This is a genomic window from Vibrio sp. MA40-2 (genome assembly GCF_047302445.1).
In the GTDB taxonomy this organism is placed as follows: domain Bacteria; phylum Pseudomonadota; class Gammaproteobacteria; order Enterobacterales; family Vibrionaceae; genus Vibrio.
The window spans coordinates 1,658,384-1,675,135 of record NZ_CP178628.1; the positions used below are offsets into that span (position 1 = coordinate 1,658,384).

The 16,752-nt window shown below is 38.3% G+C and carries 13 protein-coding genes; 12 read left to right on the forward strand and 1 reads right to left on the reverse strand.

Features of this window, described 5'->3' with window-relative positions; genetic code table 11:
• Nucleotides 1-43: 43 nt before the first annotated feature.
• Nucleotides 44-1,183, reverse strand: a complete 1,140-nt coding sequence (locus ACLKML_RS15105) for a methyltransferase (RefSeq protein WP_413283896.1) — start codon at nucleotides 1,181-1,183, stop codon at nucleotides 44-46.
• A gap of 455 nt (nucleotides 1,184-1,638) precedes the next feature.
• Between ACLKML_RS15105 and ACLKML_RS15110 the strand changes: the two genes are divergently transcribed.
• The 12 genes from ACLKML_RS15110 to ACLKML_RS15165 all read left to right on the forward strand — a co-directional run bounded on the left by ACLKML_RS15110 (nucleotide 1,639) and on the right by ACLKML_RS15165 (nucleotide 16,740).
• Entirely contained in the window at nucleotides 1,639-1,950 is a 312-nt protein-coding gene (locus ACLKML_RS15110) for a BolA family protein (RefSeq protein ID WP_413283897.1), read from the forward strand.
• 394 nt (nucleotides 1,951-2,344) lie between these two features.
• Entirely contained in the window at nucleotides 2,345-3,685 is a 1,341-nt protein-coding gene (locus tag ACLKML_RS15115) for a Na(+)-translocating NADH-quinone reductase subunit A (RefSeq protein ID WP_413285899.1), read from the forward strand.
• Between the two features lie 3 nt (nucleotides 3,686-3,688).
• Entirely contained in the window at nucleotides 3,689-4,930 is a 1,242-nt protein-coding gene (locus ACLKML_RS15120; protein ID WP_413283898.1) for an NADH:ubiquinone reductase (Na(+)-transporting) subunit B, read from the forward strand.
• Nucleotides 4,920-5,693 (forward strand): Na(+)-translocating NADH-quinone reductase subunit C, encoded by a 774-nt coding sequence (locus ACLKML_RS15125; RefSeq protein ID WP_413283899.1) that lies wholly within the window; start codon nucleotides 4,920-4,922, stop codon nucleotides 5,691-5,693. The genes ACLKML_RS15120 and ACLKML_RS15125 overlap by 11 nt, the downstream gene beginning before the upstream one ends.
• 20 nt (nucleotides 5,694-5,713) lie before the next feature.
• Nucleotides 5,714-6,328 (forward strand): NADH:ubiquinone reductase (Na(+)-transporting) subunit D, encoded by a 615-nt coding sequence (locus ACLKML_RS15130; RefSeq protein WP_411572409.1) that lies wholly within the window; start codon nucleotides 5,714-5,716, stop codon nucleotides 6,326-6,328.
• Nucleotides 6,329-6,335: 7 nt separating this feature from the next.
• Nucleotides 6,336-6,932 (forward strand): NADH:ubiquinone reductase (Na(+)-transporting) subunit E, encoded by a 597-nt coding sequence (gene nqrE, locus ACLKML_RS15135; protein WP_317717187.1) that lies wholly within the window; start codon nucleotides 6,336-6,338, stop codon nucleotides 6,930-6,932.
• 35 nt (nucleotides 6,933-6,967) lie between these two features.
• Nucleotides 6,968-8,194, forward strand: a complete 1,227-nt coding sequence (nqrF, locus tag ACLKML_RS15140) for an NADH:ubiquinone reductase (Na(+)-transporting) subunit F (RefSeq protein ID WP_413283900.1) — start codon at nucleotides 6,968-6,970, stop codon at nucleotides 8,192-8,194.
• 326 nt (nucleotides 8,195-8,520) lie between these two features.
• Nucleotides 8,521-9,519: an FAD:protein FMN transferase gene (locus ACLKML_RS15145; protein WP_413285900.1), complete on the forward strand. Its 999-nt coding sequence runs from the start codon at nucleotides 8,521-8,523 to the stop codon at nucleotides 9,517-9,519.
• 26 nt (nucleotides 9,520-9,545) lie between these two features.
• Nucleotides 9,546-9,779, forward strand: a complete 234-nt coding sequence (nqrM, locus tag ACLKML_RS15150; protein WP_413283901.1) for a (Na+)-NQR maturation NqrM — start codon at nucleotides 9,546-9,548, stop codon at nucleotides 9,777-9,779.
• Nucleotides 9,780-9,904: 125 nt separating this feature from the next.
• On the forward strand, nucleotides 9,905-12,943 hold the full coding sequence (gene amt / locus ACLKML_RS15155; RefSeq protein WP_413283902.1) for an ammonium transporter: 3,039 nt from the start codon (nucleotides 9,905-9,907) through the stop codon (nucleotides 12,941-12,943).
• 295 nt (nucleotides 12,944-13,238) lie between these two features.
• Complete coding sequence (locus ACLKML_RS15160; RefSeq protein WP_413283903.1) at nucleotides 13,239-14,462, forward strand: site-specific integrase; 1,224 nt, start codon at nucleotides 13,239-13,241, stop codon at nucleotides 14,460-14,462.
• Nucleotides 14,455-16,740, forward strand: coding sequence for a hypothetical protein (locus ACLKML_RS15165; protein ID WP_413283904.1), 2,286 nt, complete (start codon nucleotides 14,455-14,457; stop codon nucleotides 16,738-16,740). The genes ACLKML_RS15160 and ACLKML_RS15165 overlap by 8 nt, the downstream gene beginning before the upstream one ends.
• Nucleotides 16,741-16,752 lie beyond the last annotated feature (12 nt).

The following is a 16,752-nucleotide window of genomic DNA, read 5'->3' on the forward strand; positions in this document are numbered from 1 at the left end:
AGAAGATAGTAGTTACAATACGCCATTTCACAACCTTAAGTAATTACTTAGTTGCTTGTAAAATAACAAATTTGTTATTTCTGGCTATTTGGGTAACTTTTGAACGACCAAATAGTCTCGCTAGTTTCTCATCGTATCCTAGGTGACTATTACCGATAACCATTAATTTCCCCTTTGGCCAGAGAACATGCTTCGCGTCACAAAACATTTGCCATGCTATGTGGTCAGTAATGGCGTTATTTTGATGAAAAGGAGGATTACAAACAATCAAATCGGCACTGTTGCTGGCAAAGCCATCTAAACAGTTATTGGCGATAAATTGACAGTTTTCAATGTTAGAGCGTTCGTCAGTCACATTCATTTTCGCGGACTGTAACGCCATATAACTTTCGTCAACACACGTGAGCTTCGCCGAAGGGTTGAGCTGAGATAATTTCACTGATAACACACCGTTACCGCAACCAAGGTCGATGATATGTTGAAAGTCATCACCAGTTGGTAAGTGTTGTAACATAAATCGCGCACCAAGATCGAGGCTTTCACCCGAGTAAGTATTAGGGTGGTTTTTAAGAGAGTAGGTCTCACCTTCTACTGGCCATTGTTTAATTGGGTTAACTGAAATAATCTCAGCGCTGTTTGGTTTGCTAAATACTAAACGGTGTTTTTTCCACGCTAAGGAGGTTTTAGTTTCACCGAGATATTTGCTAAACAACGTTAATGTGGAAGTATGAATCTCTTTCGCTTTATTGACCCCAATAACGGGACAGCCTACTTTTAACTGATTTCTTAATTGATATAACTGCCATGTTAATAAACGATTACTTTTAGGCAACTTTAATAAGACAAGATCTATGTTGCTGGGTATGCTATCCATTGCATTGATAAGTTTTATATTTTCAGCTTTGTTTTCTATGGCGTTTTGTAGAGTAGCTTGATGAGAAATGAAAGAATCACTCATCATAGTTACATTATGCTGAGCGGAAAACCAACAGGATAACGCACCAAAACTGTCATTAAGAATGAGAATGTTTTTTCCTGCTTCTAGCATTAAATCCTCTACGTAATTAATAACATATTTATCACCTGCATCCCATGCTTGTAAGGTTTCGTTGGTACGTTTTGGAAAACGGTGCAGTGATAACGTTCTGTCTCGTAGAGGTAAGTAACTATTAACTTCGTTCATTAGGATATTAACCAATTGTTTGTAAGTACTTTTTGTTAGTAGGTACTTTGTTTATAAGTTTTTTTGTAGTTAGGCTGTTTGTCAGTGTCGCCTTTAAAACTATAATTCATATCAATACAGAGCAATAACTTATACTATTGCCGTCCAAGCAAACACCACTCAGTAGGTGTTATTATGATGGATGAATTTCTAATTTGAATGAAGTAATATTATCGCAGATGGTAAGATAAGTTGCTATTATTCGGACTTATTATCAGTTTTTAAGCCTTTTATTTGGCGCGAATTTAGCCATTTTTACTGCAGAGCGAGTAAGTTGGCAGCAATTTACTCGTTCTTTTGTGATGTTAAGATTATGATATAACTCCTATTAGGTATTAATGTACCACGGACAAATCAAGTATTATGGTAGCCCTTGCTGGGCTTGCTAACTTAATTAGAGCACCAAGAGAATCACTATGCTTCAAGAATTAATCGAAACTAAATTGCATAACGCTTTTTCTCCAAAACATTTGCAAGTGCTTAATGAAAGCTATATGCACAATGTTCCTCCTGGGTCTGAAAGCCATTTTAAAGTCGTGGTTGTTAGCCAAGAATTTGAAGGGTTACGTCTAATTGCAAGACATCGAAAAGTTAATCAAATCTTAGCGGAAGAGTTACAAGGGAATTTACACGCCTTATCTATTCATACTTACACCGAATCTGAATGGCAGGCTGAAAGTGGCTTTGTTCCCTCTACTCCGGACTGCTTAGGTGGCAATAAAAAATAGGGTAGTTAATATAAGAAAATTAATTTTTTCAGTCGTTTGTTTCGTCATTTGTCATACTAAATGTTATCAAATAATTAAAAAGGACAGATGAAATTAAATATTTGACGTTGAGTATTTACAATTGTGCTTGAGTTCAAATTTATTGATATTGGATCGAATTCCTACCAAGCCTGATAAAAAAAATGGCAGTTATTAGGGCTCTAGGCCATGGCATCCTGTCTTGAAAAGATGCTAAACTGTCGCACCTGATAAACTTTTCAATAAAAACTGTGAAAAGTTAATTAACAAAATGTTGCAGTTTCGATGCGTTATGATCGGAACACGATACATGCACATCGTGCTTATGTGTCACGCAAAACAGAATCTTTTTCCCGATAAAATAGTGCAAGTGCGTATGATTACAATAAAGAAGGGTCTAGATCTTCCGATTTCGGGAGCTCCTGCCCAGGTGATTAATGATGGTAAATCCATCAAAAAAGTCGCCTTGCTAGGCGAAGAGTACGTTGGTATGCGTCCTACTATGCATGCTCGCGTTGGAGATGAAGTGAAAAAAGGCCAAGTTCTTTTTGTTGATAAAAAGAACCCAGGTGTTTTATTCACCGCTCCTGCAAGTGGTAAAGTTATCGAAGTAAATCGTGGGGCTAGGCGTGTACTTCAATCTGTTGTGATTGAAGTTTCAGGCAATGAGCAAATCACGTTTGATAGCTACGATTCCAAATCGTTAGCAACGCTTGATCAAAACTTGGTCAAGAAGCAGCTAATAGATTCAGGAATGTGGACTGCATTGCGTACTCGTCCGTTCAGCAAGGTTCCAGCGGTTGATTCAAACACTAAGGCGATTTTTGTTACAGCAATGGATACTAACCCCTTAGCTGCCGATCCCGAAGTGGTTATTAAAGAGCAACCAGAAGCGTTTGTGGCAGGTTTAGATCTGTTAGCAAATCTATCTGATGGTAAAGTTTTTGTTTGTAAGAAAGGCAGCAGCCTTCCTAGCAGCCAACAACCGAATGTTGAAGAGCATGTTTTTGATGGTCCGCACCCAGCGGGACTGGCAGGAACGCATATGCATTATCTGTATCCTGTAAATACAGAAAATGTAGCTTGGAGCATTAACTATCAAGATGTGATCGCGATTGGTAAGCTGTTTTTAACCGGTGAGATTTATACTGATCGTGTTATAGCTTTAGCTGGCCCAGTGGTTAATAATCCTCGTTTAGTTCGTACCCGTATAGGGGCATGTACAGAGGATATGATTGACAACGAATTAATGCCGGGTGAAGTTCGAGTGATTTCTGGCTCGGTACTTTCTGGTGTTCAAGCCAGTGGTCCACATGCATACCTTGGTCGTTATCACACTCAGGTTTCTGTATTGCGTGAAGGTCGCGATAAAGAGTTGTTCGGTTGGGCTATGCCTGGCAAGAATAAATTCTCTGTAACTAAATCTTTCCTTGGCCATTTATTTAAAGATCAGTTGTTTAACATGACAACATCAACAAATGGTGGTGACCGTGCAATGGTTCCTATTGGTAATTACGAAAAAGTAATGCCACTGGATATGGAACCTACTTTGCTTCTTCGTGATCTATGTGCTGGAGATACAGATAGTGCACAACGTCTAGGTTGTTTAGAACTAGATGAAGAAGATTTAGCATTGTGTACCTATGTATGTCCTGGCAAATATGAATATGGCGAAATGCTTCGCGATTGCCTAGATACAATAGTGAAGGAAGGGTAATCCATGCTTAAAAAGTTTATTGAGGATATCGAACCGCATTTTGATGCGGGCGGTAAATATGAAAAGTGGTACCCGCTCTATGAAGCGGCTGCGACACTTTTTTACACTCCAGGTCTAGTAACCCAACGTAGTTCTCATGTTCGTGATAGTGTTGATCTAAAACGTATCATGATTATGGTTTGGTTTGCGGTATTCCCTGCAATGTTCTGGGGAATGTATAACTCTGGTCATCAGGCCCTTATTGCGCTAAATCATATGTATGAAGGTGCGCAATTAGCAGAAGTTATTTCTGGGAATTGGCATTACTGGTTTACAGAAGCGATTGCAGGGAGTCTTGGCCCAGATGCAGGGTGGCTAACTAAAATGTTGCTTGGTGCGTCCTATTTCTTACCTATTTACGCTGTGGTTTTCGCGGTAGGTGGTTTTTGGGAAGTGCTTTTCTGTATTGTACGTAAACATGAAGTAAACGAAGGCTTCTTTGTAACTTCTATTTTGTTTGCCTTGATTGTTCCGCCAACATTGCCACTTTGGCAAGCAGCAATGGGTATTACCTTTGGTGTAGTTGTCGCGAAAGAAATCTTTGGTGGTACAGGTCGTAACTTCTTGAACCCAGCACTTGCCGGTCGTGCTTTCCTATTTTTTGCTTATCCTGCTCAAATTTCAGGTGACGCAGTATGGACAGCAGCTGATGGTTTTTCAGGTGCAACAGCATTAAGCCAATGGGCACATGGCGGTTCTGGCGCTCTAATACATAATGTTACTGGTGAGCCTATCTCGTGGATGAATGCCTTCTTAGGTAATATCCCTGGTTCTATTGGTGAGGTATCAACCTTAGCATTGTTGATCGGTGCAGCATTGATTGTGTATATGGGTATCGCTTCATGGCGTATTATTGCCGGAGTGATGATCGGCATGATTGCAACATCGTTCCTATTTAACGTGATTGGTTCTGATACTAACCCTATGTTCGCTATGCCTTGGCATTGGCACCTTGTTCTTGGTGGCTTTGCATTTGGTATGTTCTTTATGGCAACAGATCCAGTTTCAGCTTCATTCACCTCAAAGGGTAAATGGGCTTACGGCATTCTTATCGGCTTGATGTGTGTACTTGTTCGCGTAGTTAACCCAGCGTATCCAGAAGGGATGATGTTGGCTATCTTGTTCGCTAACTTGTTTGCACCTTTATTCGATTATTTTGTCATCGAGAAAAACGTTAAGCGGAGGCAAGCACGCTATGGCAAGTAATAACGATAGCATTAAGAAAACGCTGTTTGTTGTTATCGCAATAAGTTTGGTTTGCTCAGTAGTTGTTTCTGCTGCAGCGGTATTCTTACGCGACAAACAACAAGCTAACGCGCTTCTTGATAAACAAAAGAACATCGTAGCTGTTGCAGGCTTAGACGGTAAAGAAGGCTCAATTCCTGAACTTTTTGCTCAATATATTGAACCTCGTTTGGTAGATTTTAGCTCTGGTGAATTTGTAAATGGTAAAGATGCTGCTCTATATGATCAACGTCAAGCTGCAAAAGATCCTAGCCAATCGACTAAGCTAACAGCGGATGAAGACAAAGCCAAGATTATGCGTCGAGCAAATACTGGCGTTGTGTACTTAGTTAAAGATGGTGACGAATTTTCCAGAGTTATTTTGCCAATACATGGCAATGGTCTTTGGTCTATGATGTACGCATTTATCGCAGTGGAAACTGACGGTAATACGGTTGCGGGTATTACTTACTACGAGCAAGGTGAAACGCCGGGGCTAGGTGGTGAAGTAGAAAACCCACGCTGGCGTAACCAATTTGTTGGTAAAGAACTATTTGATGAAAATAGTCAGCCAGCAATTAAGATTGTCAAAGGTGGCGCTCCTGAAGGAAGTGTTCACGGAGTTGATGGTCTTTCCGGTGCAACTTTAACGTCAAATGGTGTTCAGAATACATTTGATTTTTGGTTAGGTGATATGGGCTTTGGTCCTTTCTTAACTAATGTACGCGATGGAGGTCTGAAATAATGTCTATTGATGTTAAAGAGATGAAATCGAATCTTTTCGCTCCTGTCATGGACAATAACCCAATAGCCCTTCAGGTTCTTGGTGTGTGTTCGGCACTTGCAGTTACAACTAAACTTGAAACTGCATTTGTAATGACGATAGCGGTAATGTTTGTTACAGCGTTCTCAAACTTTTTTGTCTCGCTAATTCGCAACCATATTCCAAATAGTGTACGTATCATCGTTCAGATGGCTATTATCGCTTCTTTGGTTATCGTAGTAGACCAAATTCTGAAAGCCTATCTGTATGATATTTCTAAGCAGCTTTCAGTTTTCGTTGGTTTGATCATTACAAACTGTATTGTAATGGGCCGCGCAGAAGCTTATGCGATGAAATCGAATCCTATTCCTTCTTTTATTGATGGTTTAGGTAACGGTCTTGGTTACGGCTTTGTTCTTATTACGGTCGGTTTTTTCCGCGAATTATTTGGTTCTGGTAAGCTTTTTGGTATGGAGGTTCTTCCTCTTATATCTGAAGGTGGTTGGTATCAACCAAATGGTATGATGCTGTTAGCACCATCGGCGTTCTTCTTGATTGGCTTTATGATTTGGATCATCCGAACCATAAAACCAGAACAAATAGAATCGAAGGAGTAAGATCGTAATGGAACATTATATTAGTTTGCTTGTTCGTTCGATCTTTATCGAGAACTTAGCACTTTCGTTCTTCTTGGGTATGTGTACCTTTTTGGCGGTATCTAAGAAAGTTAAGACCTCTTTTGGTTTGGGTGTAGCTGTTGTTGTTGTGCTTACCATTGCGGTACCAGCAAATAACTTGCTCTATAACCTAGTTCTAAAAGAAAGCGCGCTTGTGGAAGGTGTGGATTTAAGCTTCCTTAACTTTATTACCTTTATCGGTGTTATTGCTGCGTTGGTACAAATATTAGAAATGGTATTAGACCGCTTCTTCCCACCTTTGTATAACGCGTTAGGTATCTTCCTACCTCTTATTACAGTGAACTGTGCCATCTTTGGTGGCGTGTCGTTTATGGTTCAACGTGAATATAATTTTGCTGAGTCAGTTGTGTATGGCTTTGGTTCGGGTATCGGTTGGATGTTGGCTATTGTGGCATTGGCAGGTATTCGTGAAAAAATGAAGTATTCAGACGTGCCTCCGGGTCTCCGCGGCTTGGGTATTACTTTTATTAGTGCTGGCTTAATGGCGTTAGGCTTTATGTCTTTCTCTGGTGTTCAACTGTAAGTCGGGTAAACGACACAATTAATAAGGAATAGTAAATGCAAAGCATTATTCTTGGTGTAGTGATGTTTACCGTGATCGTACTTGCACTCGTTTTAATCATTTTAATGGCTAAATCGAAGTTAGTACCATCAGGTGATGTTACCATTACCGTAAATGGCGATCCTGAGAAAAGTTTCGTTACCTCTCCGGGGGATAAGCTTTTAAGCGCAATGGCAGGCAGTGGCATCTTTGTATCTTCAGCTTGTGGTGGTGGTGGTTCATGTGGCCAGTGCCGAGTTAAAATCAAGTCTGGTGGTGGCGACATTCTTCCTACCGAACTGGATCATATATCTAAAGGTGAAGCACGTGAAGGCGAGCGTTTAGCTTGCCAGGTAGCGATTAAAACCGACATGGATATTGAGCTACCTGAAGAAATCTTTGGGGTTAAAAAGTGGGAATGTGAAGTTCTTTCTAACGATAACGAAGCAACCTTTATAAAAGAATTGGTTCTTAAGATCCCAGAAGGTGAAGAAGTTCCATTCCGTGCTGGTGGTTATATTCAAATTGAAGCAGAACCGCATCATATTAAATACTCTGATTTTGATGTGCCAGAAGAATATCGTGGCGATTGGGATAAGTTTAATCTGTTCCGTTATGAGTCTATTGTTAAAGAGCATTCAATTCGTGCTTATTCAATGGCTTCCTATCCTGAAGAGGAAGGGCTGATCAAACTTAACGTACGTATTGCAACGCCTCCACCAAACAACCCTGATGTGCCACCGGGCATTATGTCTTCGTACATTTGGTCGTTGAAACCTGGAGATAAATGTACTATTTCTGGTCCATTTGGTGAGTTTTTCGCTAAAGATACCGACAATGAAATGGTCTTTATTGGTGGCGGTGCTGGTATGGCTCCTATGCGTTCACATATCTTTGATCAACTTTTACGTTTGAAATCTCAACGTAAGATGACCTATTGGTATGGTGCTCGTTCTAAGCGTGAAATGTTCTATATTGAAGATTTCGATAAGCTAGCAGCTGAAAACGAGAACTTTGAATGGCATGTTGCTCTTTCTGATCCATTAGAAGAAGACAATTGGGATGGTTACACCGGCTTTATTCACAACGTGATTTATGAGAACTATTTGAAAGATCACGATGCTCCAGAAGATTGTGAATATTACATGTGTGGGCCTCCAATGATGAATGCAGCCGTTATTGGCATGTTGAAAGACTTAGGTGTTGAAGATGAAAACATCTTGCTTGATGACTTCGGCGGATAAGTTTTAGTTTTAATGATAAAAAATGGCTGACTCAATTGAGTCAGCTTTTTTTTTATTTTGTAAAGCCAACTTTGGATAAACGGTCTCTTGGTTAATGATTCATTTATCGTCCATGTAATGGTGTTCTATTTATCTGATAATTCGTAAATAATCAATTATTTGCTTAACAACTTGTTGGCTATTTTTCAGTAAATATATTGTCTAAGTTGTTTTTAGTGATGCGACCTTTGCCAAAAATAGTTATATACTATTGCCTCTCAAAATCCCATTTTCTAAATTATAAGGAGAAGGCAATGCAGCCTAGCTCTGTAAAAATGTTCAATAAGATGAAATTTTTAATCCTGTTTATCGGTTCTATATTTGTAATGGCTGGTTGTAGCGATACCAGAGAACAAATACACCTTACTGGGCCAACAATGGGAACGACTTATAACATCAAGTTTATTAATGGTGACACGGTTCCGTCTAAAGAATCATTACAAAAGGAAATTGATAGGTTACTAGAACAAGTCAATGACCAAATGTCGACTTATCGAAAAACGTCAGAATTGAGTCGATTTAACCAGTATAAAGAAGCAAATTTCTTCCCTGTATCGGCGGAAACAGCGTTAGTAACCAAAGAAGCAATACGGTTAAATGAATTAACTCTAGGCGCGTTAGATGTCACAGTGGGACCATTAGTTAATTTGTGGGGGTTCGGTCCAGAGGCGAGACCAGATGTTGTACCAACCGATGAAGAGTTGGCGATACGCAGAGCAAATGTAGGTATTCAACACCTTACTGTTCAAGATAATAACTTGAAGAAAGATATTCCTGACTTATATGTTGATTTATCCACGATAGCAAAAGGGTGGGGAGTTGATGTCGTTGCCGATTATGTTGAATCGGTCGGAATTAAAGATTACATGGTTGAAATTGGCGGTGAGATGCGCCTTAAAGGTAAAAACCATGACAATGTTGGTTGGCGAATCGCCATCGAAAAGCCAGATGTTAATGAGAGAGCTGTTCAAGAAATTATTTCACCGGGAGATATGGCATTAGCGACTTCTGGTGACTACAGAAATTACTTCGAACGTGATGGGGTTCGTTATTCTCATATAATAAATCCAGAAACAGGTAAGCCTATTAATCATAAAGTGGTATCCGTTACCGTATTACATCCTTCTTGTATGACGGCTGATGGATTGGCTACTGGTTTGATGGTTTTAGGTGATAAAGAGGGGATGAAAATTGCAAATGAAAATAATTTTTCGGTGTTCATGGTAGTTAAAACTGAAGATGGTTTTAAAGAAGTCTACTCAGATGCATTTGCTCAGTATTTGTGAAAATAAATCAGAAATAAGGTGATACAGTGGAAACTTTTCTAATAACGTTTGCTGTTTTTCTCGTTGTCATTGCTGCAATGGCGATTGGTTATATATTTCAAAAAAAATCGGTAGCAGGAAGTTGCGGTGGTTTAGATGCAGTAGGAATAGATAAGGTATGTAATTGTCCTGAGCCATGTGATGCAAGGAAAAGACGTGAAGCTAAAGAAGCGGCGAGAGCAAAAAAAATGGCAGAATGGGAAAAAACTCGACTGCTATAAATGACCAGTTAGAACATATAGTTAACATGAATGAATGTGATAGTCGAATATCGGTCGGCTATCTATTTATATTACCCAGTGTTACATTTAAGTAATGCGTATTCTTACAATAAAATACAACGCTTATGGATGATTATTTCTGGCTGATCGTCAGTGCTCTTCTAGTTTTTATGATGCAAGCAGGCTTTCTATGTTTAGAAAGTGGGCGTATACGCAGTAAAAACAGTATAAATGTTGCGGCAAAAAATATATTTGATTTTGTCATATCCGTTGTGATTTTTTGGACATTTGGCTTCGCTCTTATGTTTGGCCAGTCAATGTTCGGATTAGTTGGCGCTTCTGAATTTGTTTTTGATTCAGCAAGCTCTCCTTGGAATATTAGCTTCTTTCTATTTCAATTGATGTTTTGCGGAACGGCAACCACTATTGTGTCGGGGGCTGTCTCTGAGAGGATGTCATTTAATGGCTACTTGTTAGCCGCTGCAATCCTTAGTGGTTTCATCTATCCGATTGTTGGTCATTGGGCATGGGCGAGTGCGTTCAATCCAGACAATTTAGGTTGGTTAGAGCAATTAGGTTTTGTCGACTTTGCCGGCTCTATGATCGTTCATGGTGTTGGTGGTTGTGTTGCTTTAGTCGCTGTTATCATTATTGGTCCTCGAATAGGACGATTCCAAAAAAATGTTACTTTACCGCAAGGCAGCAATTTACCATTGTCCGCATTAGGTACATTGTTACTTTGGTTTGGTTGGTTCGGATTTAACGGTGGAAGCAGTTTAATCTTCAATCAACAAGTTCCAGTTGTGCTGCTAAATACCTGTATTGCAGCCGCCTGGGGCGGTATTTTCGCTTCTATTATCTATTATTTTTACCATAAATTTGTTGATGTTACTGTGTTACTGAATGGCATTATTGGTGGGTTGGTTGGTATTACCGCCGGTTGTCATGCTTTGACTTCGTTAGAAGCGATGTTAGTTGGTATTGTTTCGGGAGCTATTATTGTTTTTGGTGAATCTTGGATTGAGAAGTTAAAAATAGATGATGCTTTAGGCGTGGTTCCTGCTCATTTGTTTACTGGTATTTGGGGCGTATTGGCGGTAGGTTTATTTGGTGATTTAGATATCCTAGCAACCGGAAATACACGCAGTGAACAGATATTAGCCCAAGTTATTGGTATTGGAGCCATAGTATTTTGGTCGGTATCAATTAGTTATGTATTACTCTCAATATTGAATAAATTTGTCCCTTTACGTGTGTCTAAACAAGCCGAAGAAGACGGGCTTAATGTATCGGAACATAATGCAGCTACAGAACTTAAAGATCTTCTGGTATCCATGGCTAAACAAAAAGAGAAAGGAGATTTTTCTGATTTAGTCCCAGAGCATTCTTTTACTGAAGTTGGTTTGGTTGCACGTGAATACAATCAGGTGATCCAAAAAGTGCAAACAGAAATTTCCGCGAGAGATGGGGCGATAAGAAACTTTCAGTCCAGTGAAAGGCGGAAAAGTGCCATTTTAGACTCATCAATGGATTGCATTGTTACTCTGGATATTAAAGGGCGGATATTAGAATTTAATCCAGCAGCGGAAAGAACATTTGATACCAGCAAGCAAAGAGTAAAAAATTCGCAGTTTATCGACTTATTTGTGCCTATTGATGCTCGTTTGTATGTAGAGAATAGTTTAAAAGATGGCTTTGCAAATTCCGAAGGATTATTGTTAAACCGGCGCAATCGTCTTAATTTAATGCGTTACAATGGGGCGATTTTTCCAGCCGAAATATCGATTACCTTTTCTCACCTTATAAATAACACGCTCGGAGAGTATGTTCTCAATATTCGAGACGTAACTCGACAAATCAAACTTGAAGATAGACTTAAAAATCTAGCTTATAGCGATTCATTAACTGGATTATATAACCGAGCCTATTTAATCGATAATATGACCAAAGCGTTACGAGAAATTACGCTTATAGACGAAACGGTAGCAATATTTTTTCTAGATCTAGACAAGTTTAAGCGCATAAACGACACGTTAGGGCACAAAGCAGGCGATTTATTGCTTTGTGAAGTAGCTAACCGTTTGACCACCGTTACTAGGGAAAGTGACGTAATAACCCGTTGGGGAGGCGATGAATTTATCATTCTCATGCGGGGCAATTTGAATAAAATGGTGGTTTGCCGTAAAGCAGAAGAAATACTAGCGACAATGCGTGAACCTGTTGATATAGAAGGTAAATCATTAAATATTCCAACCAGTATTGGCGTTCATTTAGTTATAGATGATGATGCGGATGTAGATGCGAATAAAGTGATTCAGTATGCTGACATTGCAATGTATCAAGCCAAGTTAAAAGGTCGAGATAACTATCAATTTTTTGAAGCGGAAATGGCGCAAAACGCCAATCGTAATTTTAGGTTTGAACAAGATTTAAAAGATGATATTTATTCAGATCGTTTTTTCTTAGTCTATCAACCAAAAGTGGAAAAGTGCGGACGAGTGATTGGCTTGGAAGCTTTATGTCGCTGGGTGCATAAAGACGATGGATTTATTTCCCCTACCGACTTTATCCCAGTTGCAGAAGAATCAAATTTAATTATTTCATTAGGTGAACGAGTTATTGAATTGGTATTTAGCCAATTGAATACTTGGCGAAGTAAACAACTTAACGTTGTTCCTGTTTCTATTAATATTTCTGGTAAACATTTAATTTCACCTGACTTTATTCCGTACTTAATTGATATGTTAGATAAATATTCAATTCCGGGAGAGTTAGTTGAAGTTGAGATCACTGAGTGGGTCTTAGTCTCGGATATAAACCATTGCATCAAAGTCCTTTCACAATTGAAAAAGTTAGGAATTTCAATATCAGTGGATGATTTTGGTACCGGTTATTCATCCCTCAACTATCTTAAACGCTTACCGATTGATGTTATAAAAATAGATAAGTCTTTTGTCGATGAATGCCATACCGTAAAAGAAGATGCCAAAATTTGCACTGCCATTATCAGTTTGGCTCAAAACTTGGAATTATCCACAGTGGCTGAAGGCGTTGAATATAGTGAGCAATTAGCGTTTTTGGTCGAAAGTGGTTGTGATCTATTTCAAGGGTATCACTTCTTTAAACCTATGCCCGCTGAACAGATAGAGAAATCTGTGCTGTAAAGTGTCACAGCAACAGAGTAACTAAATAGAGTATGTTTGGATGCTCTATTTTCGACATACCAATATCACACGATGTTTTTGGTTGAAAGTACGTTATACTGTGTTTTTATACAGATTTCATTGTTAGTTGCCATGCCAAAAATTGATGTTACTCCTGCAGTTAAACAGAGGAAAATAATCCACATTGATATGGATTGTTTTTAAACTTGAGGGTGTCAATCAATGGATAAACTTGTAAGTTAGTTACTTTGAGCTACATTTAAACTGAGAGTGTGACTATTGTGGGTTTTAGTGTATGTACAGACGGTTTGACACGACAGTTAATAAGCATCATATCTATGTTGATGGTAGCCAGAATCCATTGGTACTACCGTGCCTATTTTCTAGATACACGGAACTGCAAGGGATCAAGGTAGAGATAAAATCATACAAGAATCGTGATACAAACCAGAAAGAAGATGAGTTTAAGCACACTGAAATTGGGTCTGACGCAAGTTACAAAATCTGTAATCATTTGGGGCGTTTCTTAGAGTGGGTTGATAGCTATGATGAGAGTTATTACGTCAAGCTTTCTACTCATACAGCATTGCCGCAAGAAATCATTAATGAATATATTAATGATTACCTCATTGTCGAATGTAGAAGTAGTGAACACGTTGCTAGGCAAGCAGTTAATGCATTATGTGCATACTATAATTGGCTAATGTACTTTTTTGATAATAAGTATAAAGCGATTTATATTAAATCGACACATCGAGAGATAGCCAGGAACAATAACAGACAAGAAAAGGCAGTCAAGTATCTTTTACCCCAAAACAGGCAGCTTTTTTATCAGAATACCGATTCACTTTTAGAAGAATTAGTTCTTAGATGCGGAGGTGAGCTAGGACTTCGTACTAAAGAAAATCAAGGGCTATTATTAAACGATTACAAAGCAAATACTAAGGTTCATAAAGGGTTGTTAAACTTATTCAATGATTTAGACCTACACCCAAACAAGGAAGAATTTGAGTATCACCTTAGCTCTCTCTACACTAAATATAGTCGCTCTAGAACGTTATATATTCCAAGGTATCTTCTAGAAAAAATTAAGCTCTATTATGATACAGAGCGTCCACAATCTGACTCAAATCACCTATTTGTATCCAGTTCTAGTAACAACTCCTTTGGGCAATGTATATCAAAAAGGTTCGGCACCGACACTTTTGCTAAGATAAGGAATAGACTGCTCAAAGAAATGGATGATCATCCAGAACGATTTGAGGGCTATCAAGAGATACAGTTAGTTCATGTATACCATCACTTACGGCATTCTTTTGGTACGGACATTTTCTACAATTTATGTCGTAGTGAAAATAAGAGCTATGAATCAATTACCACTACATCAAGCGTTTACTTAACAACAGCGGTGCGATTAGGGCATAAGGTTGATGCACGTTCGGCTAATGATGTCACAAAAGAATATATACATAGTTGTGGATTGCGAGAAAAACTATTAAGAGAGTCTGCTAATGAGTAATGAAAGGCATGATTTAATCGGTGATTCTAATTATTTTGAAGATAAAATTACAGAAGAACTGATAAAAAGTAGAAAAGTGAGTAATTTACGATTTCCTTTGACTGCGAAATCACTCATGATTCCAGCTCTGAAATACGAAAAACAGCCAGAACGACATATAGTATTTCTTGATAGTAATAACCCAGATAAGCAGTTGCTCTACAAGGTGGTAATAGCTGCCTATAATTATGCTTTCTTGGATGATAGTGCTCCTCTATCGGCCAAAGGAATAGTCAGTCAGTCGGTTTATAAATTCATTGACTGGCTAAATAGTGCAAAGGTGTCTAATCCCTATAAAATTTTAAAGGAATATGAATCCTATCGCTTTGATTTGTTAAATAATCATGGCGGATATAGTGCGCTGATTTCTTTAAGAACTATTTTCTATTATTCATTAGAGCGAAGTAATGAACTTAGATTAAATATTGCTCCTGAACAACTCCAATATCTTCAAGTTTTGAAAGATACTAAAATAAGCCCTAACCTGAATAAAAAACAAGATTCGTTAGCTAGTTACTTTGGAGGGTTAGACTGGCTTAGAAGAGATGACGTTGGTGTGGGAAATCAGCTATATCAAGTTTTAGCATCACCAAAGTTAACTATGAGTTCATTTAAGATTACAGTATCTACGATTATGACGGAGCTGTATAAAAGCAAGACAATACTAAAGAAATTTTTGCTAGAGAATGACTTCGCAAAGTATTCATATGAACCTGAACTATTTAAAAGGGAAAGTAAGTTTTTTCGAGCTAATTATGTTGGTGAATGTATCTATTACCTTATTTGTAAATATCATGAAAATAATGACAACAGCAGACAACTTCGTAGTGCGCTGGAGATTGTATTACTATCAAATTTGACTAATAAGGATAATTTATTAAAGGTACTTCCAGCACTTGAAAGTAAAGAGAAAATGGAAGAGCTTTTTCACCCAAAGAGAAATAACGGAAATAAGATCAGTACTGATTTTACTTCAAAAGTGTGTGTGCGAAGTAGTTCTGGGTCATTGTTTAGTTTAGATTATTTAATGAGTTTAGTTACTCCAGATTCTGAAATGTCAGTTACGAAGCTTGATGCATTGATGTTCTCATGGCTGATGGCTAGCCTATCTGTCCAGCCTTCTGATATTGGTAAGCTGACAAAAAATTCATTTCGTTTTTTAAAGGTAGGAGGGAGAGTAACTCATATAGAGTGTGAATACTTCAAGTCGCGATCTGGTGCTATACATCATACACGTTCCTTATCTACAAGGAAGAAGGAAGGGAAAGCTCTGTATCTTTATCTTAAACAACACAAAGGGGAAGAACTGGAATCCTTCAAAGGCGGCTCTCCTGTCATTTCAACTGGTTGTTCATCCGTATCTGGATTGTTATTTGAGCTATTAAGTTTAAATTCAGTCAGTGAACGTATTATCTTAGCTCACAGGGGGCAAGGGGGTGTACCGCCTTCTATCTATGCAGTATTAAAAGCTCTTAGCAATGGGAAACATACAGGAAATATAGTTTTCGCCGTAAAAAAAACACCGATTGAAGAGAGAAGAAAGCTGGTTGAGGAGTCTGAAACGCCATGTCCTACAAATTTATTTGGTTTTCAAGCGATCAAAAATTCGTCAGTTCATGCTCATAGTGATCCTTATACATTGCACTTTCTTATTAATAGAAATTCACACACGAACCAAACTGAAAAGCAACATTATTTAAATGCAGATAATGAAGAATGGATTAACGCTTCAGGAAGAATTACTCGCAACGTTATGCTGGATTTAATTAATAATGTGTTTGATTTAGGCTTTGAAAACCTAGGGAAAGGTCGAGCAGATGAACTTAAAGCAGAATTCAATAACGAGTTCACAAGCCTTGCAGATAGCTTATCTTATAAAAGTGGTGAAATGATATCTCGTATCAAAGTAGTCACAGGGCAGAATAAAGGTAAAGTGAATGAAATCGGGGTTTTATCACTTTCAGAACAAGGTGATGACCAATGTTTTTCACCAATTTATGTATTAGACAGCCCAGTAACAGTGTTCAAAATTATGAATTACCAGCATGAATTCAGTAAAAGCTATAAGAAATTATTAAGCAAGAATCCAGATTTTTTGTTTAGGACGGCAATGCCAACAATAGAATGGATGGAACATGTATTGGATAAACTTAGTATTAATTCATTGAAGCAAGGAAAAGCCCTTTTTAATAAAATGAAAGACAATGAGGTTTCCATCAGCGTGTTTCACTCAATATAGCCAAAAGAGAAA

Coding starts and splice junctions, on each gene's coding strand:
- ACLKML_RS15160 (WP_413283903.1), top strand. CDS start 13,239: ATGTACAGACGGTTTGACACGACAGTTAATAAGCATCATATCTATGTT.
- ACLKML_RS15110 (WP_413283897.1), top strand. CDS start 1,639: ATGCTTCAAGAATTAATCGAAACTAAATTGCATAACGCTTTTTCTCCA.
- ACLKML_RS15130 (WP_411572409.1), top strand. CDS start 5,714: ATGAAATCGAATCTTTTCGCTCCTGTCATGGACAATAACCCAATAGCC.
- ACLKML_RS15145 (WP_413285900.1), top strand. CDS start 8,521: ATGAAATTTTTAATCCTGTTTATCGGTTCTATATTTGTAATGGCTGGT.
- nqrF (WP_413283900.1), top strand. CDS start 6,968: ATGCAAAGCATTATTCTTGGTGTAGTGATGTTTACCGTGATCGTACTT.
- amt (WP_413283902.1), top strand. CDS start 9,905: ATGGATGATTATTTCTGGCTGATCGTCAGTGCTCTTCTAGTTTTTATG.
- ACLKML_RS15165 (WP_413283904.1), top strand. CDS start 14,455: ATGAGTAATGAAAGGCATGATTTAATCGGTGATTCTAATTATTTTGAA.
- ACLKML_RS15125 (WP_413283899.1), top strand. CDS start 4,920: ATGGCAAGTAATAACGATAGCATTAAGAAAACGCTGTTTGTTGTTATC.
- ACLKML_RS15115 (WP_413285899.1), top strand. CDS start 2,345: ATGATTACAATAAAGAAGGGTCTAGATCTTCCGATTTCGGGAGCTCCT.
- nqrE (WP_317717187.1), top strand. CDS start 6,336: ATGGAACATTATATTAGTTTGCTTGTTCGTTCGATCTTTATCGAGAAC.
- ACLKML_RS15105 (WP_413283896.1), bottom strand. CDS start 1,183: ATGAACGAAGTTAATAGTTACTTACCTCTACGAGACAGAACGTTATCA.
- ACLKML_RS15120 (WP_413283898.1), top strand. CDS start 3,689: ATGCTTAAAAAGTTTATTGAGGATATCGAACCGCATTTTGATGCGGGC.